At 59.6% G+C, this 15,659-nt stretch carries 16 protein-coding genes, 1 tRNA gene and 1 pseudogene; 12 read left to right on the forward strand and 6 right to left on the reverse strand.

The window, feature by feature from the left end; translation table 11 throughout:
* Positions 1-78: 78 nt before the first annotated feature.
* Positions 79-774 (reverse strand): response regulator transcription factor CtrA, encoded by a 696-nt coding sequence (gene ctrA, locus AC0L2Z_RS26740; RefSeq protein WP_006203583.1) that lies wholly within the window; start codon positions 772-774, stop codon positions 79-81.
* Positions 775-1,224: 450 nt separating this feature from the next.
* Between ctrA and AC0L2Z_RS26745 the strand changes: the two genes are divergently transcribed.
* Positions 1,225-1,602: a flagellar export protein FliJ gene (locus AC0L2Z_RS26745; protein ID WP_029349790.1), complete on the forward strand. Its 378-nt coding sequence runs from the start codon at positions 1,225-1,227 to the stop codon at positions 1,600-1,602.
* Between the two features lie 417 nt (positions 1,603-2,019).
* On the opposite strand, the gene sciP is transcribed toward AC0L2Z_RS26745, so the two are convergent.
* Positions 2,020-2,295 (reverse strand): CtrA inhibitor SciP, encoded by a 276-nt coding sequence (gene sciP, locus AC0L2Z_RS26750; protein WP_006203587.1) that lies wholly within the window; start codon positions 2,293-2,295, stop codon positions 2,020-2,022.
* A 274-nt stretch (positions 2,296-2,569) separates the two neighbouring features.
* Between sciP and mnmA the strand changes: the two genes are divergently transcribed.
* A complete protein-coding gene (gene mnmA, locus AC0L2Z_RS26755; RefSeq protein ID WP_473629734.1) occupies positions 2,570-3,760 on the forward strand; it encodes a tRNA 2-thiouridine(34) synthase MnmA in 1,191 nt (396 codons plus the stop codon).
* A gap of 55 nt (positions 3,761-3,815) precedes the next feature.
* Here mnmA and AC0L2Z_RS26760 read toward each other — a convergent pair whose 3' ends face one another.
* Positions 3,816-4,781, reverse strand: a complete 966-nt coding sequence (locus AC0L2Z_RS26760) for a Gfo/Idh/MocA family protein (protein WP_473629743.1) — start codon at positions 4,779-4,781, stop codon at positions 3,816-3,818.
* A 329-nt stretch (positions 4,782-5,110) separates the two neighbouring features.
* On the opposite strand from AC0L2Z_RS26760, the gene AC0L2Z_RS26765 reads away from it, so the two are divergent.
* The 4 genes from AC0L2Z_RS26765 (at position 5,111) to AC0L2Z_RS26780 (ending at position 7,280) form a co-directional block, all read left to right on the forward strand.
* Positions 5,111-5,187 (forward strand) — tRNA-Met (locus AC0L2Z_RS26765).
* A 276-nt stretch (positions 5,188-5,463) separates the two neighbouring features.
* The gene (locus tag AC0L2Z_RS26770) at positions 5,464-6,243 is read left to right on the forward strand and encodes a DNA-methyltransferase (protein ID WP_473629735.1); all 780 of its coding nucleotides are present in this window, start codon (positions 5,464-5,466) and stop codon (positions 6,241-6,243) included.
* A gap of 243 nt (positions 6,244-6,486) precedes the next feature.
* On the forward strand, positions 6,487-6,927 hold the full coding sequence (locus tag AC0L2Z_RS26775) for a hypothetical protein (protein ID WP_473629736.1): 441 nt from the start codon (positions 6,487-6,489) through the stop codon (positions 6,925-6,927).
* On the forward strand, positions 6,924-7,280 hold the full coding sequence (locus AC0L2Z_RS26780) for a hypothetical protein (RefSeq protein ID WP_473629737.1): 357 nt from the start codon (positions 6,924-6,926) through the stop codon (positions 7,278-7,280). Before AC0L2Z_RS26775 ends, AC0L2Z_RS26780 begins: the two co-directional genes overlap by 4 nt.
* Before the next feature lie 97 nt (positions 7,281-7,377).
* On the opposite strand, the gene AC0L2Z_RS26785 is transcribed toward AC0L2Z_RS26780, so the two are convergent.
* Together AC0L2Z_RS26785 and AC0L2Z_RS26790 are read right to left on the reverse strand one after the other, a co-directional pair.
* The gene (locus AC0L2Z_RS26785) at positions 7,378-7,938 is read right to left on the reverse strand and encodes a DUF1003 domain-containing protein (protein WP_473532952.1); all 561 of its coding nucleotides are present in this window, start codon (positions 7,936-7,938) and stop codon (positions 7,378-7,380) included.
* 89 nt (positions 7,939-8,027) lie between these two features.
* On the reverse strand, positions 8,028-8,933 hold the full coding sequence (locus AC0L2Z_RS26790) for a DMT family transporter (protein ID WP_473629738.1): 906 nt from the start codon (positions 8,931-8,933) through the stop codon (positions 8,028-8,030).
* Between the two features lie 413 nt (positions 8,934-9,346).
* Here AC0L2Z_RS26790 and AC0L2Z_RS26795 point away from each other — a divergent pair, with 413 nt between their 5' ends.
* Positions 9,347-10,030, forward strand: coding sequence for a recombinase family protein (locus AC0L2Z_RS26795; RefSeq protein WP_473629739.1), 684 nt, complete (start codon positions 9,347-9,349; stop codon positions 10,028-10,030).
* A gap of 257 nt (positions 10,031-10,287) precedes the next feature.
* On the opposite strand, the gene AC0L2Z_RS26800 is transcribed toward AC0L2Z_RS26795, so the two are convergent.
* The gene (locus AC0L2Z_RS26800) at positions 10,288-10,779 is read right to left on the reverse strand and encodes an inorganic diphosphatase (RefSeq protein WP_473532949.1); all 492 of its coding nucleotides are present in this window, start codon (positions 10,777-10,779) and stop codon (positions 10,288-10,290) included.
* 975 nt (positions 10,780-11,754) lie between these two features.
* On the opposite strand from AC0L2Z_RS26800, the gene AC0L2Z_RS26805 reads away from it, so the two are divergent.
* The 5 genes and pseudogenes from AC0L2Z_RS26805 (at position 11,755) to AC0L2Z_RS26825 (ending at position 15,332) form a co-directional block, all read left to right on the forward strand.
* A complete protein-coding gene (locus AC0L2Z_RS26805) occupies positions 11,755-12,447 on the forward strand; it encodes a hypothetical protein (RefSeq protein WP_473532948.1) in 693 nt (230 codons plus the stop codon).
* A 200-nt stretch (positions 12,448-12,647) separates the two neighbouring features.
* Positions 12,648-13,148: a DUF2243 domain-containing protein gene (locus AC0L2Z_RS26810; protein WP_473629740.1), complete on the forward strand. Its 501-nt coding sequence runs from the start codon at positions 12,648-12,650 to the stop codon at positions 13,146-13,148.
* Between the two features lie 258 nt (positions 13,149-13,406).
* A pseudogene (locus AC0L2Z_RS26815) lies at positions 13,407-13,634 on the forward strand (serine endoprotease DegQ); the annotation flags it as partial.
* Between the two features lie 318 nt (positions 13,635-13,952).
* Positions 13,953-14,708, forward strand: coding sequence for a DUF4142 domain-containing protein (locus AC0L2Z_RS26820; protein ID WP_128248504.1), 756 nt, complete (start codon positions 13,953-13,955; stop codon positions 14,706-14,708).
* 21 nt (positions 14,709-14,729) lie between these two features.
* Positions 14,730-15,332, forward strand: coding sequence for a hypothetical protein (locus AC0L2Z_RS26825; protein WP_473532945.1), 603 nt, complete (start codon positions 14,730-14,732; stop codon positions 15,330-15,332).
* Positions 15,333-15,659: the final 327 nt, after the last annotated feature.

Below are 15,659 nucleotides of genomic sequence, written 5' to 3' on the forward strand. Positions count from 1 at the left end.
ATCTGCGACATAAAAACGCAAAAATCCGGCCGAAGCCGGATTTTTGTCGGAAAAATCGATCGGATCGGCGTCGTCAGCTCAGGCGCTGACGCGGATGTCTTCCGGCTCGCGCAGCACATAGCCGCGACCCCAAACCGTCTCGATGTAGTTCTGGCCGCCGGAAGCAGCGTCGAGCTTCTTGCGCAGCTTGCAGATGAAGACGTCGATGATCTTCAGTTCCGGTTCGTCCATGCCGCCGTAAAGGTGGTTGAGGAACATTTCCTTCGTGAGCGTGGTGCCCTTGCGCAGCGAGAGCAGCTCCAGCATCTGGTATTCCTTGCCGGTCAGATGCACGCGCTGGCCACCGACCTCAACGGTCTTGGCATCAAGGTTGACCACCAGGTCCCCGGTGGTGATGACCGACTGGGCATGGCCCTTGGAACGCCGCACGATGGCGTGGATGCGGGCGACCAGTTCGTCCTTGTGGAACGGCTTGGTCATATAGTCGTCTGCGCCGAAGCCGAGGCCACGTACCTTGTCCTCGATGCCGGCCATGCCGGAGAGGATAAGGATCGGCGTCTTCACTTTGGAGAGGCGAAGTGTTCTCAAGACCTCGTATCCCGACATATCGGGGAGATTGAGATCGAGAAGGATGATGTCGTAGTCGTAGAGCTTACCTAGATCGACCCCTTCTTCGCCAAGATCGGTCGTATATACATTGAAACTTTCCGATTTCAGCATCAGCTCGATGCTCTGTGCGGTCGCACTGTCATCTTCTATCAGCAGAACACGCATTTCATTCCCCTTTTCTGCTGCCGGACCATTTCACGACCCGTCCAGGACCGGAGCAGTGATTGCCTGAGCAGAGGCTGCCATCGAATGGTTAACAAAACCTAATTCCGTGCCGTTGACGGTAACAGATTTTTTAACCCCTTTCTACACCTTGTTGAATCTAATAGCGAATCTCAGAACAAAACCGCTAATGCAAAACATTAATAAGCCAGACTAAGTGACTCCAGGGACTCGATAGCCGTGCTTCCGCATCGGGGCCGGAATTTTTACCCGGCCTTAAGTCCTGAGCCGTATGATTAACAATGCCCGTAAACGAATGGTTACCGCCGGCAAAAAACTTTAGGAATTTGTTTCCCATAGTTCTGGTAAAGTCGGTGGAAGCGGGTCGAAGCCTGAGTTTGCCAGGCGGATTAGACGATATGTGCAGGTGTGCATTTCCAGGAGTACCGAATCATGAAGTCACGTGAAAACCTCGTTCGGCTGAAGCAGTTTCAGGTGAACGAGAAGCGGCGGCAGTTGCTGCAACTCGACATGATGATCGCCGAATTCGAACGCATGGCTGTCGAACTCGAACTCCAGATCACTGCCGAAGAAAAGAAAGCCGGCATCACCGACATCAACCATTTTGCCTATCCGACCTTCGCCAAGGCAGCACGCTTGCGCCGCGACAATCTCAGAAATTCGCAAAGCGACCTCGCCCAGCAGCGTAGCGTTGCCGAATCACTGCTCGGCGAAGCCGAAGCGGAGCTTTCCAAAGCAGAAATGCTCGAATCGCGCGACACCAAGATCCGCGACGCCGAGACCGGCGGCCGCAGCGCCATGATCGGCTGAAAACAAGGCTTTAAGGCCGGTCAGCACCCAGCGATCAGGGCGTTGCCCATCTGGAACGTCGCCGCTCATTGGTCGAGCAACTGCCAGTTTCAGGCCTACGCTGCAAAAATCTCTTTCACGTTCCGCGATCGCCCGCATCTGGGCATCCTGATGTCGGGCGCAGGCGATTCCGGCCAGAACCCATCTGACTGAGCAGCCCACCGGTTCTGGCAGAGTTCGGCTCGGGGCCGACCGCGCAGGCTTGTGGAACGCGGCAAGGTCGACGCGAAAAATGCTTGCTTCCAAGAAGCAGGCGCCGCTCATGCCTTTTGTCAGCCCGATCGGCAGGTGGTGCTGACCGTCTGAAGCAGAGAGAACCGTTGCGGCAATGCAAAAAGGGCGCGGATTGCCGCGCCTTTTGAAATCCTTGAACCAGCCCTAATGCCGATATTGCTGGATGCGCGTCGTGCGCAGGCCGGCAAGGCCATATTCATCGATCGACGCCTGCCAAGACAGGAATTCCTCCGTGGTCAGCTTGTAGCGCTGGCATGCCTCCTCGAGGCTCAAAAGCCCGCCGCGCACCGCCGCTACCACTTCGGCCTTGCGCCGGATAACCCAGCGACGTGTGTTCGTCGGCGGCAGATCGGCAATCGTAAGGGGGCTGCCGTCAGGCCCGATAACATATTTGACGCGCGGTCTAACAAGATCGGTCATCGTACTCTCTACTAAAAACTCAAAGACCCAATCCCCACCACATTACCGCCACAGCTTTAAAATTTGCCTAAGCGATCCCTAATAGCTAGGTAAGGATCATGAACGCCGCGTTAGTCTTTTCGTCGGCATTTGAGGCATCTGCCCAGCAAGCGCCCGAATCCGTTCAAAAAAATCGGCCGGTTCGCGAAGCTGGCGCACCCGGAAAGCTTGACCTATATTCCGGCCATTGGCATTCAGGCGCCGTCATCCAGGCGCCGTGCAGAACGAAAGAACCATGAACAGCCTCGACCTTCCCGGACGCCCCGAAGAGACCCGCATCGTTGTCGCCATGTCGGGCGGCGTCGATTCGTCCGTCGTCGCCGGTCTTTTGAAGCATGAAGGCTATGATGTCGTCGGCGTCACGCTGCAGCTCTACGACCATGGCGCGGCAACGCACCGGGCCGGCTCCTGCTGTGCCGGCCAGGACATCGACGATGCTCGCCGCGTCTCCGAGACGCTCGGCATTCCGCATTATGTGCTCAATTACGAGGAGCGCTTCCGCAAGGCGGTAATCGACCCCTTCGCCGAGAGCTATGTGGCCGGCGAAACGCCGATCCCTTGCGTTTCCTGCAACCAGACGGTGAAATTCGCCGACCTCCTGGCGACCGCCAAGGAACTCGGCGCCGAGGCGCTGGCCACCGGCCATTACATCCGCTCCGGCGCCAACGGCGCCCATCGCGCGCTATACCGGCCGGTCGACGCGGACCGCGACCAGAGCTATTTCCTGTTCGCCACCACACAGGCGCAGATCGACTACCTGCGCTTTCCGCTTGGCGGCCTGTCGAAGCCGCAGGTTCGCGCCATCGCCGAGGAAATGGGGCTGACGGTCGCTGCCAAGCAGGACAGCCAGGACATCTGCTTCGTGCCGCAGGGCAAGTACTCCGATATCATCGCCAAGCTGAAGCCGACTGCTGCCAATCCGGGCGACATCGTCCATATCGACGGCCGCGTGCTCGGCCGCCATGAAGGCATTTTGCGCTACACGATCGGTCAGCGCCGCGGCATCGGCATTGCCTCGGGCGAGCCGCTCTACGTCGTCCATCTCGACGCCGACCGGGCCCGCGTCGTCGTTGGCCCGCGCGAGGCGCTTGAAACGCACAAGATCTATTTGCGCGACATGAACTGGCTGGGCGACGCTGCGCTGTCAGATATCCCGGCCGCCGGGCTGGAGCTTTTCGCCAAGGTCCGCTCGACACGCCCGCCACGCCCGGCCGTGCTGCATCACAACGCCGGGATCACTTCGGTGGAACTGGTCGACGGCGAGTCCGGTATCGCGCCCGGCCAGGCCTGCGTGCTCTATTCCGACGACGGCAACGAGGCCCGCGTTTTCGGCGGCGGCTTCATCGAGCGTTCCGAACGCGGCGCCGAGGCCGAGGCGATGCTGACGCGGCTGGCGGCCCGGCCGGCGCAGATTCCCGCCGAATAGACGATAATCCCGATCTATCGGGATCGATCAGGCTCTGATACAGCCGCACTTTCTCTCAGGAAGACGATCCGGTGTGGGCAACGGTGCCAGCGGTCAGGATACGCAGCACCCTGATGGCTTCCTCGCCGCTGGTACGCGGTTCTGCCCGCGTCTCGATGCACTGGATGAAATGCTCGAGCTCTCGCGTCAGCGGCATGCCCTCGCCCACTGCAACATAGGACGGCTCGTTGGTGGTGAAGGCCCATTGGCCGCTGTCTTGCCAGACCGCGTGGCGGTAGACGGCGAGCTTGCGCTCCCACGGCTCGACATCGTCGAACACCGCCATCGCCTTGGTGCCGACCACGGTCAGCCGCCGTTCGCGGTAGGGATTGAGCCGCGACGCGAACAGGTGGCTGCGCAGACCGTTGGGAAAGCGCATGTGCAGATGCGCGAAATCGCTGAGATTGTCGAGGAGCGCAGCCCCTTCGCCACGCACCTCGATCGGCTCCGTGCCGGTGATGGCCAGGATCATCGACAGATCGTGCGGCGCCAGATCCCATAGCGCATCGTTCTCGGTGTGGAATTTGCCGAGCCCGAGCCGGTGCGAATGGATATAGCGGACCTCGCCGAGTTCGCCATTGTCGATCAGCGCCTTCAACGTCTCGAAGGCGGGATGAAAGCGCAGCACATGACCGACCATGAAGACGCGGCCATTGTCGACCGCCGCCTTCACCGAACGCTCGGCATCGGCCACCGTCAGCGCGATCGGCTTCTCCACCAGCACGTCCTTGCCGCCCTGGACGGCGCGCACCGCCATATCGGCGTGGAACTGCGGCGGCAGCGCCATCACGATGGCGTCGATGTCGCTGCGCACAAACAGCCCCTCCGGCTCGATCGCCAGGCAATCCTGCTCACTGGCGAAACCTTCGGCGCGGGCAGGGTTGACGTCCGAGACCGCGTGCAGCGCGCCGAGCGCCTTGAGGGTGCGGATGTGGTTGCTGCCCCAGTATCCGCAACCGAGGACTGCAATGCGCGGTTTCATCATTCCAACTCTAGAATTTCGTGGCCGAGACATAGCGGCGCGCCCCGCCGAACTCAACCCGGCATTTCTGTGCCCGATTATCTGCCCGGCAAAGCTTTTCGGCCATCAGAGCGACGTGCGTGCGCCTGGACACACAAAGTACGTCTCAAGACCGTGAAGCTTGGCGACGCGACAGGATGCGATAGCGTGTGGCGCCAGACCGGCTGCATCGACACCGGCTGCATCGATGCTTGACAGGCTTGGCGTCCCAACCTTATATCCGCCCGACCTTGGCGAACGCTTCGACATGCCCTCTGATTTGAGGCGGATTTCGGGCCTTTCGCCGCCCTGGCGGGGTAGCTCAGTTGGTTAGAGCACGGGAATCATAATCCTGGGGTCGGGGGTTCAAGTCCCTCTCCCGCTACCACTTAATTCTTCCACAATGTTCTCTGCATGGACTTCGCGGCCCCGAAACCCCGCAGAACAGCAGGCCCTTCGGCCAAAAGCTGTGGAGTCGCTGTAGTGGTGAAAGCGACTCATTTGCTCTCTGTCGGCCGATATTCTCCAAAGCTGGGGAGTGCGCCTTTTTACTCCCTAGCTTTCCCCCATTGAAATCACAGGGTTTTCCGGCTCGAAAGCTGGGGGTCGTTTGGTGCAATGCCGCTATGCGGAGAACACACAAAGCAAACCAACTGGTGACCAATTGGTCACCCTGCCCGGCGATGTCTGGCTTTTGGGCAAGCACCGGCTTATCTGCGGCGACAGCACCAATGCTGAGGATGTCGAGCGGGTGCTTACCGGCGTCAAGCCGCACCTGTGCGTTTGCGATCCTCCATATGGCGTCAGCTACGATCCCTCATGGCGAGAGCGGTTCGGCGATGGAGAAGGTCTCGCCAGAGGCAAGGTGCTCAATGACGACCGCGCCGACTGGCGGGAAGCATGGGCGCTGTTTCCGGGAGATGTGATGTATGTCTGGCATGGCGCCCTTCATGCCGCCACGGTCGCTTCAAGCCTTGGGGCCAGCGGCTTTGCCGTCCGCGCCCAGATCATCTGGGACAAGACCCGGCTGGTCATCGGCCGCGGCGACTACCACTGGCAGCATGAGCCGGCCTGGTATGCGGTCAGGAAGGGCAGGAAGGGCCACTGGGCGGGTGATCGCAAGCAGACCACCGTCTGGGCCATTCCGCATCGAAAGTCCGACACGGGCCACGGCACGCAAAAGCCCGTCGAATGCATGCGGCGACCCATCGAGAACAATTCCTCGCCAGGCCAGGCTGTTTACGAGCCCTTCTGCGGCCCTGGCACCACCATCATCGCTGCCGAGATGACTGGCCGCTGCTGTCATGCCATCGAACTGAACGCAGCCTATGTCGACGTCGCGGTGCTGCGCTGGCAGGCGTTTACAGGCAGCATGGCAATCCTGGAGGGCGACGGCCAGAGCTTTGCCGAGGTAAAGCTCGAGCGGATCAGGACCAGGCCATGACCACCAAGACAGCAATCCTGCAGGCCATACGCCACAAATGTCTGGACTGCTGCGTCTATCAACCCGCCGAGGTTCGGGAGTGTCCCGTCAGCACGTGCGGTTTGTGGCTGTTCAGGTTCGGGATGGACCCCGACCCCAGCCGCACCCGCGGCTTCGCCAAATCCCCTGTGTACACGGACCCTTCGGGGCAAGACATGCCTATCTCGAAGGCGAGGCAGCACATCGGAAACGGAGAGAGCTGAGATGGCCCGCCCCAGCCATCAGCCCGATGCTTTTCATCGCCGCCAGGTAGAGGCGCTGGCAGGCTATGGTGTTCCGGAGGCCGAGATTGCCGGCATGGTCGGTGTCGATCCAAAGACGCTGCGCAAGCACTATAAACACGAACTGGCCTTTGGCCACACCAAGGCCAATGCCAAGGTGGCGGAGAACCTCTTCCGCAAGGCAACGGGCGAAGGTCGTGAAGCGGTCATCGCCGCGATCTTCTGGCTCAAGGCACGCGGCCGCTGGAAGGAGACCTCGGTCAACGAGCACTCCGGCCTGGACGGCAAGCCGATCGAGCAGGTGCATGAGATCCGCCGCATCATCCTTCGCGCTCCGGATCCTGCAGGCTTGGGCAAGACTCCTGCCGGCACGCCTCCAGCCAACAATTCCGTCACCCTCTGGGACGCGGACCGGGCCAAATGAGCCCCGATATCGAAGCTCCTCTGGAAAACCGGCCACTGAACTCCCGGGTGGAGGCGCTGGCCGGCTTCGGGCTTAGCACGGCCGACATCGCCTGCGTGCTCGCCACAGACGAGCAGGACCTCAAGGCGACCTACGCCCATGAACTCGAGAGCGGCGCCATCAAGGCCAACGCACGGGTTGCTGAAAGCCTTTACCGCAGAGCGACCGGTGAAGGTCGGGAGGCCGTCACCGCAGCAATTTTCTGGCTGAAGACCAGGGCGCGCTGGAAGGAGACCTCCATCCATGAGCTAGAAGGAAAACTGGACACATCAGTGACCTTCGTTACCACCTATGAAGACAGCAAGCTTCTGTAGGGCGGCATTGCCGACAGTAGCGATCTGTCATTCCGACTGTCGTTTTGATTTCGAGTTCGACCCAAGCCCGAAATCAAAATCAACCGAAATCACGACACTAGCGCTGGTCCAGCTTCTCCGCAGTCTCCCGCTGCTTCGATTCGATCTCGTCCAGCACTGCTTCTGGCGCGATGTCCCTCTTAATCTCGCCAACTTCTATATCGCTTACGGCTGGTTTTGCATTCAACCGATCCGCTATCGAATCGACAAGCCCAATAAGCTTTGTGAGTTCGTGCTCCGTCAGCAGGCTCACCTGAAGGTCCAGATCCGCCCGCTTGTCTGCGGCAGCTGACATCCGGTTTTGGCTGATCAGTACAAAGGTCGAGAGGAATATGGCCTCGACGGAAGCTACCATAGCCAATATCACGAATGTCGGATCAAATGGCGGAGTGATCGGTATCCAGCCCAAGTTCGAGACGATCCAGCCGCCATACACGGCCAAGTGAAGGTACACGAAACGCATACTGCCCGTAAAAGAGGTAATCGCCTCAGCGATTTTCTCTTCCAAAGTTGCCTCGCTTGCTTCCTTCGCCCGGCGCTCCTCAATCGCTTGGATATTGCGTTTCAGTGCTTGGCTGAGTTCATGCGGAGGTGGCGGAGGCAACGTTGGAGAATCCATGGAACACCCGTTGGATAGCTATCGGTCCTGCCACTCTGGGCAACGTACAAAATCACGGTTATTCGACTTTGTTCCCGACTAGAGCCGCTTCACCTCGCGGATCTTAGGGCGAACAGCCCCGCTCCGCAGATCAAAACTGCGCCGAGAACGGTGGTGATCTTCGGCACCTCGTCGAAAAACAGCAGCCCCCAAAGTGGAACCCAGACGATGGCCGTGTACTCGAAGACGGCAACGTTGCCTGCTGGGGCAAGGCGATAAGCCTGGGAAAGCAATGTCATTCCGGCAGATGCGATCACACCGCAGCCGGCCATCAGCAAAGTATCCTGGAGCGTAGGCCAGACCCATGGGCGCGTGAGGAAGGCAAGACTTGGATGATTGGCGTCTTCAAGGCCGCCCAACCTCACAAGCGCCGCCAGCGCCGGCGCGCCGGTGAGGAAGGCCAGGTTCTGATAGAAGGTGATAACCGCGGCGACCTCGCTGTCGCCAAGCTTCCTCGCCAAGACCTGGGCCGACGAGTACAGAGCAGCAGCCAGGAGGGTCAACGCAGCTGCCCATTCGAATATAGCAAGACCCGGTTGCAGCGTTATGATGACGCCGAGCAGACCAACAATGAGCGCGATCAGGGTTGCGGTGTGAGGCCGCTCTCCGAGGAAGAGAATCCCGAGACCTGCAATGATAAGCGGGGCGACGAAAAAGAGTGCGACAGCATCGGCCAGAGGAAGCGCTGCGATCGAGAGATAATAGAAGAGGTATGCTCCAAGCGAGATTACCGCTCGGATGGCTCGCAGCCCGGCTCGCTTTGAGAAAATAGACCGTATTCTGGCGGTCGCGCCGACCAGCACCAGCAGAATGGGCAATGCGACGATTGATCGAACAGTCATCGCTTGCGTAACGGGATAGGTGTCCGAGAGGCCCTTCAGGATCACGTCCTGCAGTGAGAAGACGAGAACGCCCAGGCAGAGAAAGCCAGTGGCTGCTAGGGACTTGTTCTGCATGGGTACGTCCTAGTGAAGGGGCGCAGCTAGCTTGGCTAGGGCCGAGCTCGATAGGGCCTGCACAGCCGCACCTGTAATCCACACTGACGTGAACGTTTGTCGCGAGATTGCGTTCTGGCCGCAGACTTAGGGCGTGCCCATACGGATTGGAAGTAGCTGCATCCGCGGCGGCTGCGCCTCTGTGGCGGGCGCGATAAGGAAGCAACGTGCTGACGAAGGATGGTTATCTGCACTGGATGCGAAAACTCGGCGTGCTCATGAAGTGCCTTCCAACAAGTCTGCGTCATATAGGCGGCGCTCCAGCTCAACCGCGTTGCTGCTGAAGGCTAATTCCTGAAAGAACTTGCTGAACCGTGTCTTGTGAGCACACTGCAAACGGTGGTTTGCAGTTTGAACACCCCGGAAACAGCAGCATGACGAGAGCAGTCGCCTACTATCAGGTCTCGACCCAGCGCCAAGGACGATCAGGTCTCGGCATTGAGGCCCAGCGTGCCGCGGTCGCCCGCTTTGCTGAAGCCGAGGGAATTGCCATCATCCAGGAGTTCACCGAGGTCGAAACCGGCAAGGGCTCGGACGCCCTGGATCGCCGTCCGCAACTTGCAGCCGCCCTCGCCCTTGCCAGGCAGCTCAAATGCCCGGTCGTCGTGGCCAAGCTCGACCGCCTGTCGCGCGATGTCGCCTTCATAGCCGGCCTGATGGTCCAGCGCGTTCCTTTTATAGTCGCCGAACTTGGCGCCGATGCCGATCCGTTCATGTTGCACCTTTACGCCGCTTTGGCCGAGAAGGAGCGGCGTATGATCTCGGAGCGCACCAAGGCCGCCCTCGCCTCTCGCAAGACCACTGGCATAAAACTCGGTAATCCGACCAACACAGCCGAAGCTGCGGCGAAAGGTCGGAAGATCTCGATCCGGGAGGCTGACAGATTTGCCCAGACCGTGCTGCCGATCATCGCCTCCATCCAGCAGTCGGGCATCACCAGCCTGCGTGGCCTGGCAATCGCTCTGAACAATCGAGGCGTTCGAACAGCCCGCAACGGCCAATGGCAGGTCTCGAATGTGCGAAACGTTCTCGCGCGGCAATCCCCTAGTCTTTTATAAGCGGGAAATAGCCACCTTGCCGATATCTCCGCAGGAGCTGGTGGGCTGCTTGACGGGTCAAAATATGCCCGCGCCTCAAGTGCCCGCCCGCAACCCATGCGCCATATGCGATGCAGTCATTTCGCGAAAAAATGAACGGCCTTCCTGCCTGCTCTATTGCGGGTGCACTTCGCCGTTGTTGGCCTGTGAAAGTGCCGCCACCGGCGTCCAGGCAGCCTTGTGTTCTCAAGCTACATTCTTCTCATATTGTGGAGCGCTCAGGGACCGGCGGCTCGCTGTTTCCGCTCGAAAGTTCTCATGGCCCGATGGATGTTCCGGAGAGCTTGGCTGGAATCGTGCCAGCCTTCGAATTCGATTTGTTTGTCGGTGCCGGACACCGACGCGAGGAAAAACTGCTCGATCTCGGATCGCAGACGATCCGGAACATTCTCGCCAAGGAGAGACTCGCTATGGGCGTCTTGCTTGTGCGGGCAAAATACAAAGCGATCGTTTCTCACGGTCTCGCCGTTCTCCGTTTGCATGACACAAAGGGCAGCCAGCAGATCGCACTTGATGACAACACCGGGAGCGCTGGTGGCCTCATGGATGACCAGGCCATCGAGGGCGTCGCCATCGTCGCCCAGTGTAGAAGGCAGAAAGCCCCAGTCGTACGGGTAGGCCAGGCCCGCTGGAAGCGGCCGCGTATATTCGAAAAGCTTCTTCTTGGGCTTGTAAGTCAACTTTGCTTCGGCGCCACGCGGTGTTTCCACGACCACCCTGATCCGACCCTTCGATGTAGTCGTAGGCAGTGTTAGATAATTCGCCACGTTTGGTCCTCGCCAGTCCATGCCAATGGCTCTAGGCTTCTCTAAGCAGCGGATGGCCGATTTGTTCCCAACGTGCTTACCCGGGTCTTCACGAAAACCGGTGCGGATTGGACGCGCAAATACACTTGGCTCATGCGAAGCCAGAGAGCTTGAGATCGAGAATGCGATCATCGGCGGCCAGGCTTCAGAAACACGCCGGTCCACCGCCCAAAGAGTTGAAGAAAGGGCCGGCGACGCAATGAGTACAGCCAGAGGTGGTGAAGCTGCGCATCAGGCACCTCTGCGGCGAGCATGGCCATATCCGACATCGTTCTGTGCCGATATGCGATGCAGTCATTTCGCGAAGAACGGCCTTCCTGCCTGCTCTGCTGACAGTTCCCCGTCTGCCATGCTACCATGCACGAGGATAATTCCTGTCGCACCGATAGAGTTCGTAAGCTGTGTGACGGAGTGATAGGTGAACGATGAAAAAGGAAAAGCCTTTCGTTCCCACCGAGTTTCACATAAGCACGGTCGCGGACGACAAGGGCCCTTTCGGCATTCTCGCTGTTCGCACTACAGGTGGCCGCTTGGAGATTGCGCTAGACAGCGAGGCAACGGTCGCGCTTCTCGACGCAGTAGCTCGACTTCAGGCGAAGATAAATGAGCGTCGCTAGCGTTTATCAGGGATTGGAAGGTCCACGCCACGCATCCAACGTAAGGGGATCTAGTTCACATTCGGCGCGGTCGGCGGGGTTGAACGGACGCCCTTTCCAGTCTCGGTAAGTCACTCTCTTGCGATCTCGTTGAGCCGCTCTCTCGTGAGAACATGTCGAGCAGTTGGCCTGATAGACACATAAGTTTCTCTCCGTTGTCCGATGGCACGCTGCCAGCCGGATGTCTCCGTAGGTCGACCGTTGGCTGGCGCGTGAGGCCGAGTTGCTGGCGGCCCACGCCGACAGCAAGGGACGTGACACCTATGCGTTCGACCCGATCTCCAGTCCCTATCTGGAGGTTGCCGACGATCTGCGCATTCGGACGCCCTATTCGAAGACCGCCCTTCGGGAACTACATGGCATTCCCTGGGCAAGTTGGGACGATGAACTGCGGGCGTGGCGCGTGCCGTTTCGGTCCTATGAGGAACTGCGGCGGCGGTGGCCGGCAATCGAAGAGGCTGCCCGACGTAACGAGCCCGAGGAAAGGAAGCGGCGCCGCGAGGCTGAGAGGGACTCGGAAGCTCAAAGAACCACGCGGTTGCGATATGCTGAACGCCGCCGCCACCGCTATCCGTTGCCAGCTGAAGACTTGCCTCCGATGGGGCGCCCCGTCGCAACAGAGCAGTACGGTGTTGTCGTCTTTACCGATGTGTCAGGTGAAGTCGTCGAACCGCCAGTATTGGCCGCCTTCAATCCACATGCGATGCGGGCAGACTTCGACTACGTGTGGGGAACGTGGCGCTCGGCGACGCTGACGGAACTCATCAAGACATGGCCCGCTCGTCATGAAGCTGGACCGATGGAGCATTCCCGAGGCTGGTGGCAACCAACGCTTGCCGAACTTAGAGTCGCTCGTCGAAATGCGCGTATCATCGAGCGTCGAAGGCGAAACCGCGATCTCGGTCGAGTGTCATAAAACTCGGAACAGCGACCCGATCGGCCCGCTCTCTCCGCCAGAGGCGCAGCCTTTCATCCGTTCGAATGGATGTTGTCATCGCCAGCGCTTCCGCTGCCTAAACATCCGATTCTTGCGACCTTAGCTGCGCGCGTATCCAACCCGCGGGGTAGGGGAACACATGGCCTGGCCCGAAGTTAGAGGTGCCAAAGGAGCGAGGGATGGCGACCACGGCTTCGCAGCATCGCCGTTTTCCGACGTCCGCAGGTATTCTGCTGGGGCTTGGCCTGGGCGGGTTCTTCGATGGAATCGTGCTGCACCAGTTGCTCCAGTGGCACCATATAGCGACCAGCGCCGGCTATCCCGCCGACAGTGTTGAGAACCTTCAGTTCAACACGCTTCTCGATGGCCTGTTCCACGCCGGCACATACATCTTCGTCGTGCTTGGTTTGGTCGTGCTCTGGCGCACCGCTCACAAATCTCATCTCTGGTGGTCGGGAACGATGTTGCTTGGGACGATGCTCATGGGCTTCGGGATATTCAACCTGGTCGAAGGGCTGATCAATCACCAGCTTCTCGGCATCCACCATGTCAACGAAACCGTCCCGCAGGACCAGTGGATCTATTGGGACATCGGGTTCCTGATTTGGGGTGCACTGATGCTGATCGGCGGCTTGGCGCTGGCAAGGCGGGGCAAACGGGAGTCGGGCGAGCCTCGCTAGTCTGGGCGTCCGGCACTGTGCGCATACACCGAACTGGTCGATCCCAGCTGCGTAGCTCGCGGCGGGAATAAATCACGCGCAGCGCGGTTCGGGGCACTTCAGCCATGGAGGGAAAAATGCGCAGAGTGTTGAATGCAGGCATTCCGTGCGCTCTTATCGTTGCGGCGGCCAGCGCGGCTTCTGCGCTTCGTCGTCGGCCTTGACGGCGGAGAATGGACGGGCGGGCAATGCCAGAGGACTTTGCTGGAGGAGCGATATGACCTGTCGGATGACCTTGGTAATTCCGGTGATGCGCGGGTCACCGCCGACGGCCGCCTTCTCGGGATCAACACTGCCATCATCGCGCCTGCCGGTGGCAGTGTCGGTATCGACTTGGCGGTGCCGATTGCAATGGCGTCGGCCGTGATGAAGCAACCCATTGAGCACGGCGAGGTGCGCCGAGTCGGCATTCAGGACCTGGCGTCCGATCTCGCCGAAGCGCTCGGCACCGCCGCCAAGTGCGGAGTCTACGTCCCAAGCGCGTGCCAGCATGGAACCTGCGGAACGCGCCGAATAGGCAAGCTGTCGGGCGAAGTCGCCTGATGACTTTGGCGGGCTGACCTCGGAAGGAAAGGCGACATGCTACGTCCTGGCGTGCTGCAGCCGCTCGCAAGGCGGGGTTTGCTCGTTTTTGCTCGCCCGGCACTCGAAACAACTTGCCTTCGGGCATTCTCACCCTGGAACAAAGAGGGTCCTGCCTTGTTGGGTCGGTAGCATAGTCGTGCACCAGCCACAGTCGTGCACCACCAAACAAGGATAAAGCCCATGAAAGTTCGACGCCTTCTTGGCGGCTTAGTTACCGCCACTGCTATCGCCTTTGCCCTACCCTCGTTGGCCGCGGACAGCGCACAGGATTTCGTCGACAAAGCTGCTGTCGGTGGAAGGTTCGAAGTCGAATCGAGCCTGAGTGTTCTGAGCAAGCTTGACGACCAGCAGGTCAAGCAATTCGCGCAGAAAATGATCGACGATCATGGTGCGGCTAACGCCAAGCTGGAGAGCGTCGCTGGCGACCAGAAGCTCAAGGTTCCCACGCAAATGGACGCTAAGCACAAGACGGATCTGGAGAAGCTTCAGTCCGCCAAGGCGCCGGTTGATGAGCCCTATGTCGAGATGCAACGCACAGCACATGCCGACGCCGTCAAACTGTTCGAAAGCTATTCACGCGACGGAGACAATGCGGCCCTCAAGTCGTTCGCGAAAGACACGGTGCCCACGCTTAAGGCGCATCAGCAAATGGTAGAAGACATTGCATCTAAAATGGCTGCCGGGCCTTCCAGTACGAGTTCGACCACACCCGCGGTGAATACAACCGATACCCCGAACACCGGGGCGCTGGTTCCCGGTGCCAACAGCTTCACGGAAGATCAGGCCAGGAGCCGCATCCAAGATGCCGGCTATTCTGATGTATCTGACCTTAAAAAGGACGACCAAGGCATCTGGCGCGGTCAGGCCATGAAGAACGGAAAGAGCACCGCGGTAGGTTTGGATTATCAAGGCAACATCGTTGCCAGCACCAACTGAACAGACACTCAGGAGTTCACCATGAAAACGGTAACGGGTTTATTTGACGATTATGATGAAGCAGCCGACGCGGTGGGTGAATTGGAAGCAATGGGCATTCCAAACTCCGACATCAGCATCGTCGCCAACAATGCAACGGGTTGGTACGACGGTGATCGCTCGGAAGCTGCAGAAGATGCGACGGCTGGCGCGGGAATTGGCGCAGTCATCGGGGGCGCAGGAGGATTGCTCACAGGGTTAGGCATCATGGCCATTCCGGGCGTCGGGCCAGTAGTTGCCGCCGGATGGCTGGCGGCTACCGCAGCGGGGGCAGTTGCCGGTGCCGCTGTAGGGGGAGCAACGGGCGGAATTATCGGCGCAATGACAGATGCTGGCGTACCTGAAGCGGATGCCCATGTTTATGCAGAAGGCGTCCGTCGTGGCGGCGCTCTTGTAACGGCCAAGGTCGAGGATCAGCTTGTTCCAGATGCTGAACGGATCCTTGAACAGTCCAGGTCGATCGATCTCGCCGAACGCCGCAGTGAATACGAGGCTGGCGGGTGGACCGGCTTTGATCCCTATGCGGAGCCATACCCAGCAGAAGACATTGAGCGTAGTCGCATCCGCAATGTAGATCGACCTTAGTCGAGGAACTGAGTGTCCGAGGCCGTAGCAGTTCCGCGGGAACTGTTACGGCTTGTGGTTGCTTGCCTTCGCCAATTGTTTGGGCTCTTTCGGGGTTCAATCGGCGGCGGATCCAGGGTGTTTACAACCGGGTCGGTGGCTCGTCCGCGCTCCTTGCCGGCGTGTCGATCGGAGCGTTAGGGTCGCGCCGGACAGGCTCTTTTCGCCGCTCCTCTCTTTCTGAGTTTCTTTCATTCATGCTCCTCTTGAGCTAGGGTCAGGACTCATTGATCCAGAAGATGAATGTGGCGGCGAAAGCGATAGCGGACAGGAAGGTGTGAGCGCAGC

It is taken from the genome of Mesorhizobium sp. WSM4850, from assembly GCF_055811735.1.